The sequence below is a fragment of the Streptomyces sp. NBC_01190 genome, assembly GCF_045039895.1.
GTDB lineage: Bacteria > Actinomycetota > Actinomycetes > Streptomycetales > Streptomycetaceae > Actinacidiphila.
The window spans coordinates 4,723,564-4,738,363 of the sequence record NZ_CP108580.1 but is presented as its reverse complement, the minus strand read 5'-3'; the positions used below and the strand labels follow the sequence as shown (position 1 = coordinate 4,738,363).

The window sequence follows — 14,800 nt, the reverse complement described above, 5'->3', positions numbered from 1 at the left end:
TCACACATCGTTCCAAGAGTAACGAGCCAGTCCGTAACGGTCGGCGATGCCGTTCCACTCTCCGACAAACGTCTTCTTGGCCGCAGTGGCCCGGCCACTCGCATCGGCGGCGTCCTTGAACTCCGATGCGTCCCCAGTGCTGTCGGGTGAACAACCTCCCGCGCCCAGGTTCTCGGCCCACCGCTTGTAGGCGTCGTCGGCCGCACCCGACGCGGACCAAGCGGTCCGCAGATCGGCGACGGCCTGTTCGCCGCCGGTCAGGCTGCTGACGTCCAGGGTGTTCAGTCGGCCTAGCAGACCGCGGCGGGCGGTCGCGGCCTGGGAGAAGACGTCAGCGTCGTCCGCCAGCCCGTCGCACTGCTGTACGGACGCGACCGCGTCGCCGACTCCGCTGCGCGTGCCCACGTTCTCTTGCAACAGCGCGTCGACCGCGGCGGCTTGGTCCCGGGCCGTGGAGCCAGTGCCGTCCGACGGTGTCTGCCCGTCGCTGTCCGATCCACCCGTCCCGGCGGAAGCGGCCTCGCTGCGCGAGGTCAGCGAACCACTGTTGGAGCCGGAACCGGCGAGGTGCACGCCGAAGCCGACGAGGATCAGGAGGAGGAACAGCGCCACGATCCCGGCTCGTCCGGCACCCGAAGTCGAACGTGCCGCTTGCGGCGGCATGGGCCGCTGACCCATCCAGGGAGGTCCCACGACCTGCGGCATGTACTGCGTTCGCGGTGCGGGCAACACCTGGGACCGGTGCGGAGCCTGCGCGTAGGGCGGCGGTGTCCGCACAGCCGTGGCCGCCTGCGGCGCCCGCGCGGGGACGGTCGGCGCAGGGACGGTCGGCGCAGGCGTCGGCGCTTTGCGCGGCGGCCGACCCCGTTGCGGCTCGGCGATCGCCCGCTCCAGCGCCCCGACCCAGTCCCGCATGGTGGGCCGTTCCTTGAGGTCTGCCGAGAGGCCCCACCCGGCCAGCATCGCCAACTCGTTCGAAACAAGGTCCAGCTGTTCCGTGTCGGTGCCCTCCTGTTCGCCCAGGAACATCCGGATCGCCAGCAGCGTGAACTTGTACCGGTCGCTCTCCGAGGTCGCCTGCCGCTCGCCGTCCGGCACCCTCCAGCCGACTGTCTCCGCCTGGTCCAGCACACTGCGTCCCCGCAGCCGCATGGCGTCGCAGTCGATGAAGAAGCAGGCCGGGCGCGGGGTGAGGGTGAACAGCAGATTATTGGCGGACAGGTCGCCGACCGCCACGTCCAGCGCGTGCAGCCGGTCGAGCAGATCCGCCAAGTCCTTGAGCAGCAGCAGACGCTGCCGGTCGCTGATCGTGACGCCGATCCGCTCGACGTACTGCCGTTCGTTCAACAGGTACTGGAAACCGGCGACCCTCGGTTGGCCCGGAGCAATGGCGAGTTCCAGCATGAAGTCGTCCGGCACCTGGCGCATCAGGAATCCGCGCGGCCGTCCCGACTCTTCGACGATCGCCGCGGGCCACGCGCTGCGCTCGGCCAGCCAGCGGCCCACGGGCGGGTCGAGCGACGGGATGAAGTCGACCATCGCTTCCAGCACCGCGAAGTCCGCTTCCCGCAGCGAGGCGGCCGAGTACTCCTTGTAGGCGATCGGCCACTCCTTATTGATCTTCCGCTCCTTGATCGCCCACACCTCCCCCTGGCCGCCCTTGCCAAGGTGCCGCTCCTTGACCAGTAAACGCAGGTCGATGCGCGGGACTCGGCCGGTCACCGGCGAGGCTCCCGCAGCAGGTGCCTCGGCCAGATGGCGAGCAGCGTGCGGTCGTCGTCGAATGTCTCCCGGGAGAAGTCCAGCAGGTGGGCAAGGCCGCGGGAGGGCAGGGGGGCACGAAGGTGCCGGTGGAACAGCTCTCCGACGGCGCCTGTTCCGTCACCCAACGCGTCCCCGAAGCCGTCGGTGCCAACGAGGAGCACAGAGGCGGGCCCGAGCAGCGTCTGCTGGACCGGGAGGGGCGACGGCACCCGGGGCAGCGGGGTCACCGCCGAGGACAGCACATCGGTTCCGTACGAGTCCTTCGTCGCCAGCAGACGCTGGTAGCGGCCACTACTCCTGTCGAGTAACCAAGCTCCGGAGTCCCCCACTTGGACAAGGCTGACCTCGGGCACCCCGAGGGCGTCCACTCGGACGACGCCGGTCACCAGGGTCGTCGCGTACTTGCGCTCGGCCTCTTCGCTGTAGGCCCCTTCGGGTTCCCGCCCTGCGGCGGCCCGGGCGACGAGCTGCCAGGCAGCCGTCCGCACCACATGGGGCCAGTCCACGGCGGGGACGCCTGAATCGAGCTGCCGCAGCAGGTTGTTGACGGCGCCGCGGCACGCCAGCGCGGAACCGATCGAAGACTGCTCGGCCGAGGAGACGCCGTCGGCGACGGCGAACACTACGCTCTGGGTGGGCTGGTGCACCGCGACCGCCACGTCGTCCTCGCGCGGCCGGCCCTCGTAGCGGTGGGAGTAACCGCGGACGGACGCCAACCGTACCGTCACCATGTCGGTGGACCAGCCGTCATGGACGGTGTCCGGGCGGTACGACGGCGTCGCGGGCGGCTTCGGCTCGAAGTCGTATCCGGGCTCACCGACGGTGATCACCGACCAGTCCGGTCCCGGATACGGCTCCCGCCGCGGTGCGGCGGGGGAGGCGCGGGGCAGCCCCGCGGACGGCGATGACGCGGCCGGGTTTGCGTTCCCGGACTGTGCGCCGGGCGGCCTTGCGGACGGCGGGCGGAATATCGGCACACCGGGCTGTTCGAAGTCCCCGCGCCATCCGTCCGACCGCTCGTACTCGTCGATCCCGACGTCCTCGCCCGCCCGTCCGGCGGAGTGCGGACGGTCCATGTCAGACCTCATCGATCGCCATGTGGAAACCCTCGGGCTTCGTGACGATCAGCTCGGCGTTGCCGTTCGCCAGGCTGCGACCGGACTCCACCATGCTCTTGGTGAGGGCCATGAAGAAGGACGAGATGGCTTTGCCGAGGTCGGCGCCGGGCACCGACACCAGGGCGAACTCCTCCTCGGTTGCGACTTCCAGCATCATCGTGGGGTCGGCCTGGCCAATGCCGCAGGCGACGACGTTCGGCGCCGCGGGCGTCACGGCCCGATCGGTCAACTGCCGGTGCGGGGTCTTCCAGTCCTCATCGAGGTTAGGCTGGCCGTCGCTGAGAAAGAAGACGGCCGGGCGGTGCACCTTGTACCCCTCGGACTTCAGCCGGTTGATGTCGTGCGGCAGGCGGTTCAGCAGCGCGGTGAACGCCGCCTCGTAACTGGTGCTCCCCCGGGTAATCAGCTCGGGAAGCCGGTTCTCCAGGCGCAGGTCGGCCAGTTCCACCCGGATCACGACGTCGTCGGAGAAGCCCAGCACGGAAAAGCGCACCTTGGCCGCGGCCATCGGTTCGCCCAGCAGGGTGTTGTGCAACGACCGAAGGCCCTGGTTGAGCTCGCCGAGGTGTTCGGTCATCGATCCGGACTCGTCGGCGAGGACGTAGACGGGCAGCAGAGAGCCGCGGTTCTGGGACACTGCGATGATCCTTTTTGTTGGAGGCTGCTTGGCTGTGCGGTGGTCGGGCTGCTGTGGTTCAGTCCGCGGTGGCGGCGGGCAGCAACCCCTTCGGACATTCGGCGATCAGGTCCGGACGCCCGGCGAGCACGCCGCGGCCCAGATGCAGCACGGTGTTCTGCAGCAAGGCGGAGAACAGGGCCGCCTGGTCCGCGGCAGGCACGGCGGGTGCGGTGACGAAGGCGAGTTCCGGGCTGGAGGCGACGCGCAGCACGCCGCGCGCCTCGGCCGTGCCCAGACCGCAGACGACGACGGTGGGAGCGTAACGGTTCTCCGCGAGGCTCTGCCGGGCCTCCGGCCACCTCGCGTTGTCCTGTGGCGGGGCGGTGGTCACCAGAAACACCACGGGGCGGTGTACCCGGCCGCCATCGTGCTTGAGCCGGTCGACATCGCCCGGCAACAGGTCGAGCAGCCCGTCGAAGGCAGCGGACAGGTGCAGATCGCCGCCGGCCGAGAGATGGGGCACGTCGGTGCCCCAGTCGACCTGGGTCAGCGGCAGCCGCATGTCCGGGCGTTCGGCGAAGCCGATCACGGACAGCCGTAGCCCCGCGGCCACGTCGGGGCTTTGGGTCAACGCGGTGTGCAGCGACCGCAGCGCGTCGTTGAACCCCGCGGTGAAGGGCGCGGCTGACTGCGAGGCATCGAGCACTACGTAGACCGGCATCGTCGCTCCGGCAGCCCCCGAGGCCGCGCCCGCCGATGACCCTTGCGCCGGGCCCGCGGGCACGGTGGCGCCTCCCCACATCACCGGGGCGGTCGGTGCGGGCCTCACAGCGGCCGCCGGTGGCAGCCCGATCTGCGGGCCGTAGGACGGAAGCGCGCCGACCGCTTGGCCGCCGAGGGCCGACATCAGGTCCGGAGCGCGGAGCAAGTCCTTCTCGACCATGAACTTGAACATCTGGTCGCTGCGCTGGGTGCCCAGTTCCCAATGCGCGGCCTGAGTGGACTCCCACTCCAGGCGCAGCTGCAACGCGCGCTCGGTGTCCTCCGGATGCTTGACCAGGTGCTGCTGGATCAGCCCCTCGATGTCCCAGCGCATCCCGGCCAAGGCGGCACCGCGACGCTTGTCGCGCTCCAGTTCGCCAGCAAGCCTGAGATCCTCGATGGCCTCGTCCGACGAGACCTCCGCCACCCGCTTGTCGTGCTCCCGCTGCCCCAGAGCCCGGTCCCGGCGGGCCCGGGCCAGGGCCTTGATGTACTGCCTGGCGTCCTCGTCCGGCTCGATGTGCACCCGGCACAGGTAGATGGTCAGGCCCTCGGGGAGCCGGACCGGCTGCTGCAGCGCCTTGTTGACCTCCTCCTCGGCCCGGTCCGCTTCGTCGATCGCGAAGCGGCGAGCAGTGGTACGGATGAGGTGGATGACGTGTCCGTACACAATGGGCAGCGCGTCGGGGATGCTGCGGCGCACCACCTGCTCCGGATCGTGGACCCGGAAGCCGATGTCCACCGTGGCCTCAAAGCGGTGCGCCTGGTCGCTGCACGGCAGTGGGGTGCTGCGGACCGCCGCCTGACGCCGGTGGTCGCCGACATCAACCGCGAGCCGGGTACCGGCCTTGCCCAGGACCCTCGCCCAGAACGTTGGGGTGGCGCTCGTGCCGACGGTGAGCTTGCCGTCGGCAGCGATGTGAACGATCGCCACATTGCGGTGCCGCTCCCACCACTCCTTGTGCTGGTCGTTCGGCACCGAGTCCACGCTGGCGATCAGTGGCAGCGTCGGCGTCATGTCATTCCTTCTCTCGGTCGAGCAGTCTGTTCACGGCCCATGCGGTGAGGGGCAGCGGGGCGAGTTCGTGACGGTCGGTCCACTCGGCGACGTATCGACGGATGATGTGACCGGAGCGAGCGTCGCCGTGCGCGATGGCTCCCACCAGGTTCAGGAAGGTGTTCCGCAGCCGACTGTCCACTTCGGCGAGCGCCGCCCAGGTCCGCAGCGCCTGCTGAGCCTGCAGGTGGAAGAACGGTTGCCCCAGCGCCTCACGCCACAGCAGCGGCAGAAGATCACGCACCTCGGACTGGACCTCGCTCAGGAAGAGCAGCGCGGGCCATCCGTCGAAGCCCTCGGTTTCCGGCTGCGCACCGTCTACGACCAGGGCAGTCGCCACGATCAGAAAGGCCAGCAGGCAGGTGGGCCGGGTCTCCGGCGGCGTCAGGCCGGATCGCAGCGCGCCCAGCACCAGCGGCGCCAACGCGTAGTCATCCGCGAGCAGATCGGCGTAGCCGTCGCCGATCGCCACCGCGACCTTGACGCTGTCCACCGCCGACAGCCGGGCCAGCCGGGCGATATTCTGCCGAGGGTCCGCGGATACCGACGTCAGCCCGTACACCCGCGCGGCCGTGGCCTGTCCGAGCGGCCGGCGCCGGTCTGCGAACCATTCGGCGACCAACTCCTCTATGTGCGGACGTAGTTCGGGGTCGCGGCTGCCGGTCGCCAGCGCGTAGCCGACCGCTTCACGGAACCGCTGATCCTGGTGGAACGCCCAGCCGGCCAACGCCCGCCGGTTCAGGTACGGAAACGCCGCCGGCAGCAGCCCGCCGAGGGCCACTGCCGCGTACACACGTACTTCGTCCGAGCGGTCCGTCACCAACTCGCCCAGCCAGCCGAGCAGTAGATCCTGGATCGGGTATTCCGACCAGGCGTGCGCGATCACCTGCCGGGGGTAGTCCGGGTCCTGGTACTCCAGACAGGACCACGCACCGGGTGCGTCTACCCGGCGGGCGCGCAACCGGGCCAGCAGCTTCCGCATGGGCAGAGCCAGCGGGTCATGCGCGGGCAGTGGCTCGTAACGGCTCGCCGGCCCCGGTGGTCCGGTGGGGGCACGGCTGGCGTCCAGTCTGGACGCCAGCCGCCGCGCGGCCTCGGTGATGTCCTCCTGCGGCAGGCCATTGAGCACGGCCAGCGCCAGTGAGAAGCAGCGGACGAAAGGCTCGGTCAAGGCATCGGCCCAGATCTCGAAGGTCTCGACGCCCTTGCGGGCCATGCGTGCGCGGACCCGGTCCAGGTCGGGCTCGCCGGATCGGTACTCGTCGTGCAGTGCGGTGGCGAGGTCCGCGGCGCTCCTGCAGGTCGTGTCGGCATCCAGGTACTCGGTGAGCAGCGCCTCCACCTCGGTGCCGGCGAGGATTCGCTCCGCCTCCGGTACTCCGAACCGCCAGCGCAGATAGCGCCGCACGATGCCGCGCAGCAATGGCGGCTGAGCCAGGTCCACCACTCCGGAGAGCAACTCGCTGTCGGCCACGTCGGTGTCGGCGACCGTGACGACCATGACGGCGTGCGCATCCAGCAACGCGGTCTGCAGCCGGTCGTAGATCTCGCCGCGCAGGTTCGCCGCGTCTGCCGGTCGGTCCAGGAGGAAACCGGCGCCGGCTTCGATGCCCATGCCGGAGCCGTCGCCCGCCGGAGTGTCCAGTCGGTCGGCCAGCGACGCGAAGTCCACACCGCTGTCGAGGTGGTAAACCGGCCCACGGCACGGTAGCAACAGCCGCACGGCAGTGGCCGTCTTGCCCAGGCCGTCGGCTCCGCGCAGGACGACGATGCCCCGCTTGGCCAGCGCATCGCCGGCCTCTTCGTAGCCCGGCGCCTCCTCGTACGCGTTCTGGACATGTTCGCGCAGGACTGGGGACAACGGCCGTAGCCGCTCGCGTGCGCCACCCAGCAGGAGGACGTACTTGTCGCGGCCCACGACGTCGCCCTCCACGTTGGCGTACGCGTTGCGCAAGTGACCGTGGCGCTGGGAGCCCTCGCCGAGGCGACCGGCGGTGGCGGCATCATCCCCCGTAGCCATCCGGTCGTCATCGTGCGCGGCGGGGTCGGAGCCGTGACCGGGGCCGGATGATGCCTCCGAGGCGTTGCTGACGGGTGTGCCATCGGCCCCGCCCGCGGGCGGGGCCGATGGCACACCCGCCGGTGCCGGTTCGGGAGCTCCCCCCAGCGCTCCCGAACCGGCGGTACTTGCCCCCGGGCCCCCCGTCGGTATGGGCTGGTTCACCAGCGGGCCGGCCCCTGCTGGTGGACGAATTTGTCCCGGCCGACGACATCACCGTGGACCACGCCGACCTCTATGGCACTGCCGCCGATCGCGCCGTTTCCAGCCTCGGCGCTCTGCCCGCCGTCCGCCTGGGCGGCGCCCGGGATCGCGGAGCGGGGCGGTGGGGCCGGCTTCGGCTGCGGAGGCAGTCCCGGCGGCGCGCTGAACCCCGGCACGGTGATCCAGCTCTCCAGCACCTCGCCGTGCTTGGTGGCGAACCGCAGTGGGAGATAGGCAGCGGGGTCGATCCCGCGGTGGGCGTGCCGGACGACGCCGTCATACACCTGGTCCGAGACGATGAACGCGAGGTGAGCGGAGTCGGCGGCCCGCAGCGCGTCCCTCAACGGCTGCGCGTCCACCAGACGGCACGCGGTGTTCACGGCGTCGCCGGACCAGCCGTGCCGGTCCCGCACGGCCAGCCCCTGATGCAGCGCCAGCCGCATCCGCAGGGAGTGCGCCGCACTATAGACTTGTGCCTTCTCCCGGAGCCCGTCGTCGAGCGCGCGGATCAGCGGTCCCGCCAGCCGTATCGGCGAGATCGTCGTCGGCACGAGAATCAGGATGCCGTCTCCGCGGTCCTCGGTGACGACTTCCCGGCGGTCGATGCCCGCCTGCGCGAAGGCGCTCTCCACCACGTCGTACATGGCATCACGCAAGGACCGCTGGATGGGGTCGGACCTGGTACTGAAACTCTCCATATCCAGCACCAAGATCCAGTAGTGCAGCGCTTCGGATGTCATCGAGCCCCTCCCACGAACACCGGTCGATCCCCGGTTTCTCATGTCCTATGGCACCGCTCCACTTCCGTCTACGCCATATGGCGCAGACCGGCTTCGGGTGTGGGGCGGCAGCCGTCGGCGGCGGAGAGGAGACGGGGTTCCTCGGGGGAGTCGACGCCGGATTGGCGGTAGGGACCGCGGAAACCGCCCCCAGGCCGATACCCGACAGGCATGCTCCCTCCTTACGTTGAGCGCCGAGCATTTGATCAGTGAACTTGCGACAGAAGCGTTCACACATGGGCATATCGGCGGCGTCGGGGCTTGTTCGATCATTGCGGCCCACTGATCCCCGACGCCCCGCGGGTCGCACGCCGGCATGCGTCGTCCCCACCCATCCAGTGATCGTTCATCCCGGCCGTGGCTGCCCGTGCTCAGCCGACACTTCGCCGTCCCGGCGGAGGAGCTGGAAGTCAGGCTGCCGGTCGGCCGCATCGGCCGGTGCAGGGACGACCGGCCGCAGCCGCGGGATGTCTCACTGGAGGCGGAGAACGGGCGGGGCCTGCTCCTGGTCGAGACTCTGGCCGCCGTGTGGGGCAGTGCGCCGGACCCGGCGGGGAAGGTCGTCCGGTTCGAGGTGGGGCCACCCGACGCGCACACCCCGGCGCCGGACCGGCAGCCGGCGAACCAGGTCAGCGCCGGACCTCCGTTCAGATCGCCCGCTGACTGCTTGTCCCGCTCCGCGGTGGGAGTGCCGGCTGTAGTCGGGCAATGACCGGACCCCGCCCGGCAACCACACACCGAAACAGCAACGCCCGTACCCGTCCGACGAAGGAGGCCGACATGCAACGGCAGCACAGCGCCCTCTGCCTCGGCCTCAACCCCCAGGAACTCACCAACATCGCCACGAAGTTACGCGCCCAGGCTGACCGCCTCCACGACGAAGTCCTCCGCGCCCTCATCGCCGCCCGCCAGGACTGGACCACCGCCGCCCACTGACTCCCGGACATCCTCGCCGGAGACCACCGCGGCCGATGACTTCCGTGATCGGCCGCACCACGTCGCGAAGCGGTTCGCCACCACGGGGAATCGGCGGAGAAACCTCTACCCCCACACCCCTCCCCGACTGCCCGGCACACAGCCCCGCAGCCCGTCGACCGGGCAAAAAGAAGAGCCCCTGTCGGGTTTGAACCGACGACCTACGCTTTACAAGACCGAGAGAGTTCATGCTGCGTGATGCTGCGTCGTGCTGCCCAATGCCGTTCTGCCTGATCAGAGTATGCGCCCCTCATTATCCCGTGCTACCTCGTGATGCGCCGTCCAAAGGCGTCTGTCCACCGGCTGTCCACCGGCACACCCGGCCTCTCAGTACGTAGTGACCGTCTGCAGGCACATCGACGCCATGGACACTCAGCCAGCCTCTGGGCTCACTCGCTTGTGGAGATTCAACAACTCCCCGCTTCAGTGGACTCCTCTGCGAAGCGTAACCATGCGCTCAGAGCCGCCCGCAGTTCGATCACTGGTTGCCGATCGAGGGCATCCCCTGTCCTGCCGACACGTAGCCGCACTTCCTCAACCGTGACAGTCCAGCCGACCGGCAGTCGTCGCGGAGAGTTGATGGGGAGCCTGTGGGGTGCCAAAACTGGCGCATGGTCCCTGATCAGGCTCTTTGCAGTTCCAGGTGACCATGGCATGCTCGGATCGCATGGCGTTGTGCGTGCTCTACCTGATCTTCGTCCGGCTGCTCGGGCTGCTTCTGCTGCTGTCGCGGTCGTAGGACGCCAAGAACATGGAGCTCCTCGTGCTGCGCAACGAGGTCGCGGTGCTTCGTCGACAACTCGGCAGCCGGCCGCGTTTGATGTGGCCGGACCGCGCCATCCTCGCCGCTCTTGCCCGGCACCTGCCGAGCGGGCTGCGTCGCCACCGCCTCGTCACCTGGGCACCCTACTGTCCTGGCACCGCCGTCTGCTGCGGTGGAAGTGGAAGCAGAAGGCCTCCCTGACTGGACGCCCACCGATCTCCGAGGAACTCACCGCCCTGATCCTGCGCCTCGCGGAGGAGAACCCGAACTGGGGATACACCCGGATCCAGGGCGAACTGCGTCGCCTCGGCCACCGCGTCGCAGCGTCCACCATCCGACGTATCCTCCGCAGCGCCGGCCTCGGCCCCGCGCCCCGACGAAGCCGCGGGGTTCCGACGTGGCGGGAGTTCCTTCAGGCCCAGGCATACGGGCTGTTGGCTGCCGACTTCTTCCACATCGACACCGTGACCCTGCGGCGCCTCTACGTCTTCTACATGATGGAGGTCGGCACCCGCACCGTGCACATCTTCGGCGTCTCAGCCCACCCCAGCGCAGGCCTGGACAACACAAGTCGCCCGCAACCCACTGACCGATCTCGACCAACGAGCCGCCGGCTTCCGCTACCTGCTGCGCGACCGCGACAGCAAATACGCCCAGGCCTTCGACGCCGTCTTCACCACGGACGGCATCGAGATCCTGAAGAGCGCACCGCAAGCCCCACGAATGAACGCCCATGCCGAAAGGGTCATACGCAGTGCCCTGCAACTCCGCGCGCTCCCGCTGACGACCGCAACGTCATCCCCTTCCCGGCACGGCGCGTCCAGCGCCACAACGTGCTCGGGGGACTCATCCACGAGTACCGTCAGGCCACTTGACGAGGATCGCCGCTGCCGGGAAAAGACCAGGTCAGAGCGCATGCCGGACTTTTAACACCCTACAGGCCGGCGAGGACCTGGACGCCGCGCACGCTCAGAAGTGGTGACTCCGGGCGTCGCCCAATAGGACGTTCAGTTGTTTTTCCTGCTCGGCGGCTGGAGCTGGCTGGATGTTGCCGTGATCGATCGCGTATGCCTTGAGGACGGCATCCATCTGGTTATCGAGCAGGGTCCAGGTCGTGTTGTTCACCGCCTGCAAAGAGGTGGCGTCGGCATCCCAGTCATCGCGCATCTTCTGCACCGTGGCATGGGAGGCCGCGGCCGTCCCGGCCTGGTCTTGAGCGATCGCCGTCTGCGCGAGCTTCTCGTACTTCACCACCGCTGCTTTTGCCTGACTGCCGGTCATGGCCGCTTTCGGGCAGGCCGGCATCGTCTCGCTCTGGCCGGTGGGGTCGCAGGTGACGTGCGGCTGGTTGTGTGCCCAGATCATCAGCGCGACGGTGGCGGCGGCGATCGCGCCGAAGGCTCCCAGGGCGGTGCGCTCCTTGCGCGAGTTGGTGATCACCGACGGCTCGTGGGTGATCTCGTGAGTCTCGGCGACGTCGCTGCGGCTGATCGCGAGGTAGATGACCGTTGCCAGGATGGCGCTGAGGAAGATCAGACTCGTGGCGAAAGTGCCCAGGCCCAGCCCTACGGGCTCGCCGGCGCTGGCCGGGGTCTTCGGTGAGGCGAGCCAGTCGCCGATGTTGGCGCCGAGCGGACGGGTGAGGATGTAGGCCAGCCAGAACGACAGGACCGGGTTGGCGCCGAACCTCCACAAGGCGGCGATCGACGCGATGAGGGCCAAGGGCAGGAACACCGACTTGGCGGGCGTCCAGTTGGTCAGCTCCAGCGTCCAGTCACCGGTGGCGGTGCCCAGCGCGAACGTCACCAGGACGGTCAGCCAGTAGAACGCCTCCCGCGGAAAAGTCGTGATGCTGTGGATCGACAGGGTCCGCTCACGCATCCACCAGACCCCGAAGACGATCGCCAGCAGGACCGAGAACACCGTCGTGCTGACCCACAGCGGGACGTGCAGTTGGTCGGTGAGCATGTCGGTGTACAGGGTGCCGGTGACACTGACCACGACGACGGTGAGCCAGTACGGGAACGGGCTGTAGCGCTTGGTGCGGAACTGCCAGGTCAGCACGACCGCGAATACCGCGGTGAACAACAGCATGGTGTTGGTCAGGCCGAAGCCCAGCGTGGTGTTGATGTAGTCGGCGAAACTCTCGCCGACGGTCGTGCAGAGGATCTTGATGATCCAGAACCAGATCGTGACCTCGGGCACCTTGTTCAGCAGCCGGCTTCCCGGTGCACCTTGCAGGCTCGCGGTAGTCGTGGGAGTTGTCATGCCGCGACTCTAGCGTCTACATGACTGTAGACAATAGCGCCGCGGCACGGCACCCGGCCCACGCGCACCGGTGGCGGACTTCCGGACATCGGCAGTCGCAACCGGGTGCGCCATTTTTGGGGTCCGCGTGAGAGGCTGCGATGGTGCACATACGTGGAGGAATCGATCAAATCGCCGAGAAACGGGAAATTGGCACCCCGGAGGCCAGGACGGTGGCCAAAGCCCTGCCGGGTGACCGAGGCGACCGAGAAGCGGAGGGCCGTGGTCGTGAAGCCACGCGTGCGCCGGAACCGGTCGGCGCGCTGGGGGGCGGCATGGCTCAGTCGCGTGTCGGCGGCGCACGCCGGCAGTAAGTCCGTGCACAGCAGAGTGCTCTTCTCGATCGTCGCGGTGACCGGGTGTGCGGTCCTGTTGTTCACCGTGCCGCTGGCCGTCGCGGCGGACCACATCTACCGCGAGGATGCGGTCGCCCGGGTGCAGCGGGATGCCATCTGGGTCGCGGCCGGGCTGAGGGGAGAGCCCTTCCGCTCGCCCGCGCTGGCCGGACTCCATATGCCGTCGCGCGGAACTGGTCTCGGGGTCTACGGGTCATCGGGCCGGCTCGTCTACGGGTCCGGTCCCAGCGTCTCCGCGGTGGCGGGTCAGGCGCGCGACGGCGAGATCCACCAGAACGTCGAAAGGGGCCATCTGGCCGTTGCCGCACCGGTGTTCGAGGGTGGTCGAGTGCGGGCGGTGGTGCGGGCCTGGACGCCGTGGGATCCGGTCGCCGACAGCACCGCGTTCGCCTGGCTGCTGCTGGCGGCTCTCGGCCTGGTCGTCGTGGCCCTGTCCGTGGTCCTCGCCTGGCGTCTTGCCCGCCGGGTGGCGACCCCCCTGGAGCGGCTGACGGCGACCGCCCGGGCGCTGGGATCGGGGGACTTCAGTGTCGAGCCGGAGTGCACCGGTATCCGAGAAGCCGACGCGGCCTGGCAGGCGCTGGCGGCTACGGCGAGGAGGCTGGGCGATCTCCTGGAGCGCCAGAGCCGTTTCAGCACTGACGTTTCCCATCAACTGCGGACACCGCTGACCTCACTCATGCTCGGGCTGGAAGCGGCGCAGTGGCTCGATGACGCCGACTGCCGGCGGGCGCTTGCCACCGCACGGCGCCGGGCCGAGCACCTCGGTGACACCATCGACGATCTACTGCGGCTGGCTCGCGAGACCCATGGCCGCGACACATGTACCGACGTCGGAGCCTTGCTCGACCGGATCGTGGAACGGAACGGGGAGGCCGTCCGTGAAGCCGGGCGCGTCCTGGCCGTCCGGTGCCAGGACGCGCTTCCGGCGGTGCGGGCGTCGGAGGCGGCGGTGGTGCAGATCATGGACACACTGGTGGACAACGCCCTGGTCCACGGGCGCGGTGAGATCAGTCTGACGGCGACGGACGTGGGCGTGGGCGTGGCGCTGGAGGTGGGCGACGAGGGCCCCGGTCCCGTCGTCGCGGGCGACGGTGTCTTGGGCTCGACGCAGCATGACGGTTGCCGGCACGGCATCGGGCTGCCGTTGGCTCGTTCGCTCGCCGAGGCGGAAGGGGGTCGGCTGCTGCTGCGCCGGGCCGGTCCCCGGCCGGTGTTCAGCCTGATGCTCCCGGCTTACGAACCAATGTCCGATGCCGGAGTCGGGCCGACCGGGGCGGACCGGAGCCGGTGAACCTTTGCGGTCACAGCGCTAGCTAGGGATGCGCCTCATAGCGGTACCCCTTGCCGCGAACGGTGGTGATGCGGTTCTGACCGTCGTCGGCATCGGCCAGTTTGCGTCGCAGGGCGGAGACGTGCACGTCCAAGGTTTTGCTGGTTTCGAGCCATTCGTCGTCCCAGACCTCGGCCATCAGCCGGCTGCGGCCGACGACAGCCCCCGCGGATCCGGCGAGGGTGGCCAGCAGGTCGAACTCCTTCGGGCGCAGGCGCACTTCTGTGTCGCCGATGTGTACGCGGCGGGTGTGCGTGTCGACGGTGGTGGCGCCGACCCGGATGACGGGCGGGCCCGCGGTGGTGGCCCTGCGGCGCAGGTGCGCGCGCAGCCTGGCCAGCAGTTCGGTGAGCCGGAACGGCTTGGTGAGGTAGTCGTCGGCGCCGGCGTCGAGGGCGACCACCACCTCGAACTCCCGGGTGCGCGCGGTAAGGACGACGATGACCGTCTCCACCGGAAGGAGCGCCCGCAGCCTGCGGCACAAGTCCACTCCGTCGATGTCCGGCAGTCCGAGGTCCAGCAGGACCAGGTCGGGCGGACGGTGCTGGGCTCGCTCAGCCGCCTGTCGGCCATTTCCGGCCCGGACGACCTGGTATCCGTGACTGGCCAGGGCCTGGCTGAGTTCGTCCGCGATCTCCGCGTCGTCCTCCACGACCAACAACTCCGCGAGTGCCATGCGCACATTACACCGCACTCCAGGTAAA

The 14,800-nt window shown here is 69.2% G+C and carries 12 protein-coding genes; 3 read left to right on the top strand and 9 right to left on the bottom strand.

The features are described from left to right. The 7 genes from OG519_RS19740 to OG519_RS19710 all read right to left on the bottom strand — a co-directional run bounded on the left by OG519_RS19740 (position 1) and on the right by OG519_RS19710 (position 8,535). Positions 1-1,722 carry a hypothetical protein gene (locus OG519_RS19740; protein ID WP_405585544.1) on the bottom strand — a complete coding sequence of 574 codons (1,722 nt, stop codon included), beginning with the start codon at positions 1,720-1,722 and terminating at the stop codon, positions 1-3. Continuing rightward, positions 1,719-2,840 (bottom strand): protein phosphatase 2C domain-containing protein, encoded by a 1,122-nt coding sequence (locus tag OG519_RS19735; RefSeq protein ID WP_405585541.1) that lies wholly within the window; start codon positions 2,838-2,840, stop codon positions 1,719-1,721. Before OG519_RS19735 ends, OG519_RS19740 begins: the two co-directional genes overlap by 4 nt. A gap of 1 nt (position 2,841) precedes the next feature. Beyond that, complete coding sequence (locus OG519_RS19730) at positions 2,842-3,519, bottom strand: vWA domain-containing protein (protein ID WP_405585539.1); 678 nt, start codon at positions 3,517-3,519, stop codon at positions 2,842-2,844. 58 nt (positions 3,520-3,577) lie between these two features. Then, positions 3,578-5,281 carry a vWA domain-containing protein gene (locus OG519_RS19725; RefSeq protein ID WP_405585536.1) on the bottom strand — a complete coding sequence of 568 codons (1,704 nt, stop codon included), beginning with the start codon at positions 5,279-5,281 and terminating at the stop codon, positions 3,578-3,580. A gap of 1 nt (position 5,282) precedes the next feature. Further along, a complete protein-coding gene (locus OG519_RS19720; RefSeq protein WP_405585533.1) occupies positions 5,283-7,274 on the bottom strand; it encodes a hypothetical protein in 1,992 nt (663 codons plus the stop codon). A 266-nt stretch (positions 7,275-7,540) separates the two neighbouring features. Next, positions 7,541-8,323, bottom strand: a complete 783-nt coding sequence (locus tag OG519_RS19715) for a hypothetical protein (protein WP_405585530.1) — start codon at positions 8,321-8,323, stop codon at positions 7,541-7,543. A 68-nt stretch (positions 8,324-8,391) separates the two neighbouring features. Further along, positions 8,392-8,535, bottom strand: coding sequence for a hypothetical protein (locus tag OG519_RS19710; protein ID WP_405585527.1), 144 nt, complete (start codon positions 8,533-8,535; stop codon positions 8,392-8,394). 607 nt (positions 8,536-9,142) lie between these two features. On the opposite strand from OG519_RS19710, the gene OG519_RS19705 reads away from it, so the two are divergent. Both OG519_RS19705 and OG519_RS19700 read left to right on the top strand, forming a co-directional pair. Next, positions 9,143-9,298, top strand: coding sequence for a hypothetical protein (locus OG519_RS19705; RefSeq protein ID WP_405585524.1), 156 nt, complete (start codon positions 9,143-9,145; stop codon positions 9,296-9,298). An 861-nt stretch (positions 9,299-10,159) separates the two neighbouring features. Beyond that, positions 10,160-10,975 (top strand): IS3 family transposase, encoded by an 816-nt coding sequence (locus OG519_RS19700; RefSeq protein WP_405585521.1) that lies wholly within the window; start codon positions 10,160-10,162, stop codon positions 10,973-10,975. A gap of 94 nt (positions 10,976-11,069) precedes the next feature. Here OG519_RS19700 and OG519_RS19695 read toward each other — a convergent pair whose 3' ends face one another. Next, positions 11,070-12,368: a hypothetical protein gene (locus tag OG519_RS19695; RefSeq protein ID WP_405585518.1), complete on the bottom strand. Its 1,299-nt coding sequence runs from the start codon at positions 12,366-12,368 to the stop codon at positions 11,070-11,072. A 357-nt stretch (positions 12,369-12,725) separates the two neighbouring features. On the opposite strand from OG519_RS19695, the gene OG519_RS19690 reads away from it, so the two are divergent. Further along, positions 12,726-14,057, top strand: coding sequence for a histidine kinase dimerization/phospho-acceptor domain-containing protein (locus OG519_RS19690; RefSeq protein WP_405585515.1), 1,332 nt, complete (start codon positions 12,726-12,728; stop codon positions 14,055-14,057). 22 nt (positions 14,058-14,079) lie between these two features. Here the strand turns inward: OG519_RS19690 and OG519_RS19685 are convergent, their stop codons facing one another. Beyond that, positions 14,080-14,772 carry a response regulator transcription factor gene (locus tag OG519_RS19685; RefSeq protein ID WP_405585512.1) on the bottom strand — a complete coding sequence of 231 codons (693 nt, stop codon included), beginning with the start codon at positions 14,770-14,772 and terminating at the stop codon, positions 14,080-14,082. Positions 14,773-14,800: the final 28 nt, after the last annotated feature.

Bases quoted from the DNA above. Each gene is read 5' to 3' on its own strand.
- OG519_RS19735 (WP_405585541.1), bottom strand. From the start codon at position 2,840: ATGGACCGTCCGCACTCCGCCGGACGGGCGGGCGAGGACGTCGGGATC.
- OG519_RS19725 (WP_405585536.1), bottom strand. From the start codon at position 5,281: ATGACGCCGACGCTGCCACTGATCGCCAGCGTGGACTCGGTGCCGAAC.
- OG519_RS19715 (WP_405585530.1), bottom strand. From the start codon at position 8,323: ATGACATCCGAAGCGCTGCACTACTGGATCTTGGTGCTGGATATGGAG.
- OG519_RS19710 (WP_405585527.1), bottom strand. From the start codon at position 8,535: ATGCCTGTCGGGTATCGGCCTGGGGGCGGTTTCCGCGGTCCCTACCGC.
- OG519_RS19705 (WP_405585524.1), top strand. From the start codon at position 9,143: ATGCAACGGCAGCACAGCGCCCTCTGCCTCGGCCTCAACCCCCAGGAA.
- OG519_RS19695 (WP_405585518.1), bottom strand. From the start codon at position 12,368: ATGACAACTCCCACGACTACCGCGAGCCTGCAAGGTGCACCGGGAAGC.
- OG519_RS19685 (WP_405585512.1), bottom strand. From the start codon at position 14,772: ATGGCACTCGCGGAGTTGTTGGTCGTGGAGGACGACGCGGAGATCGCG.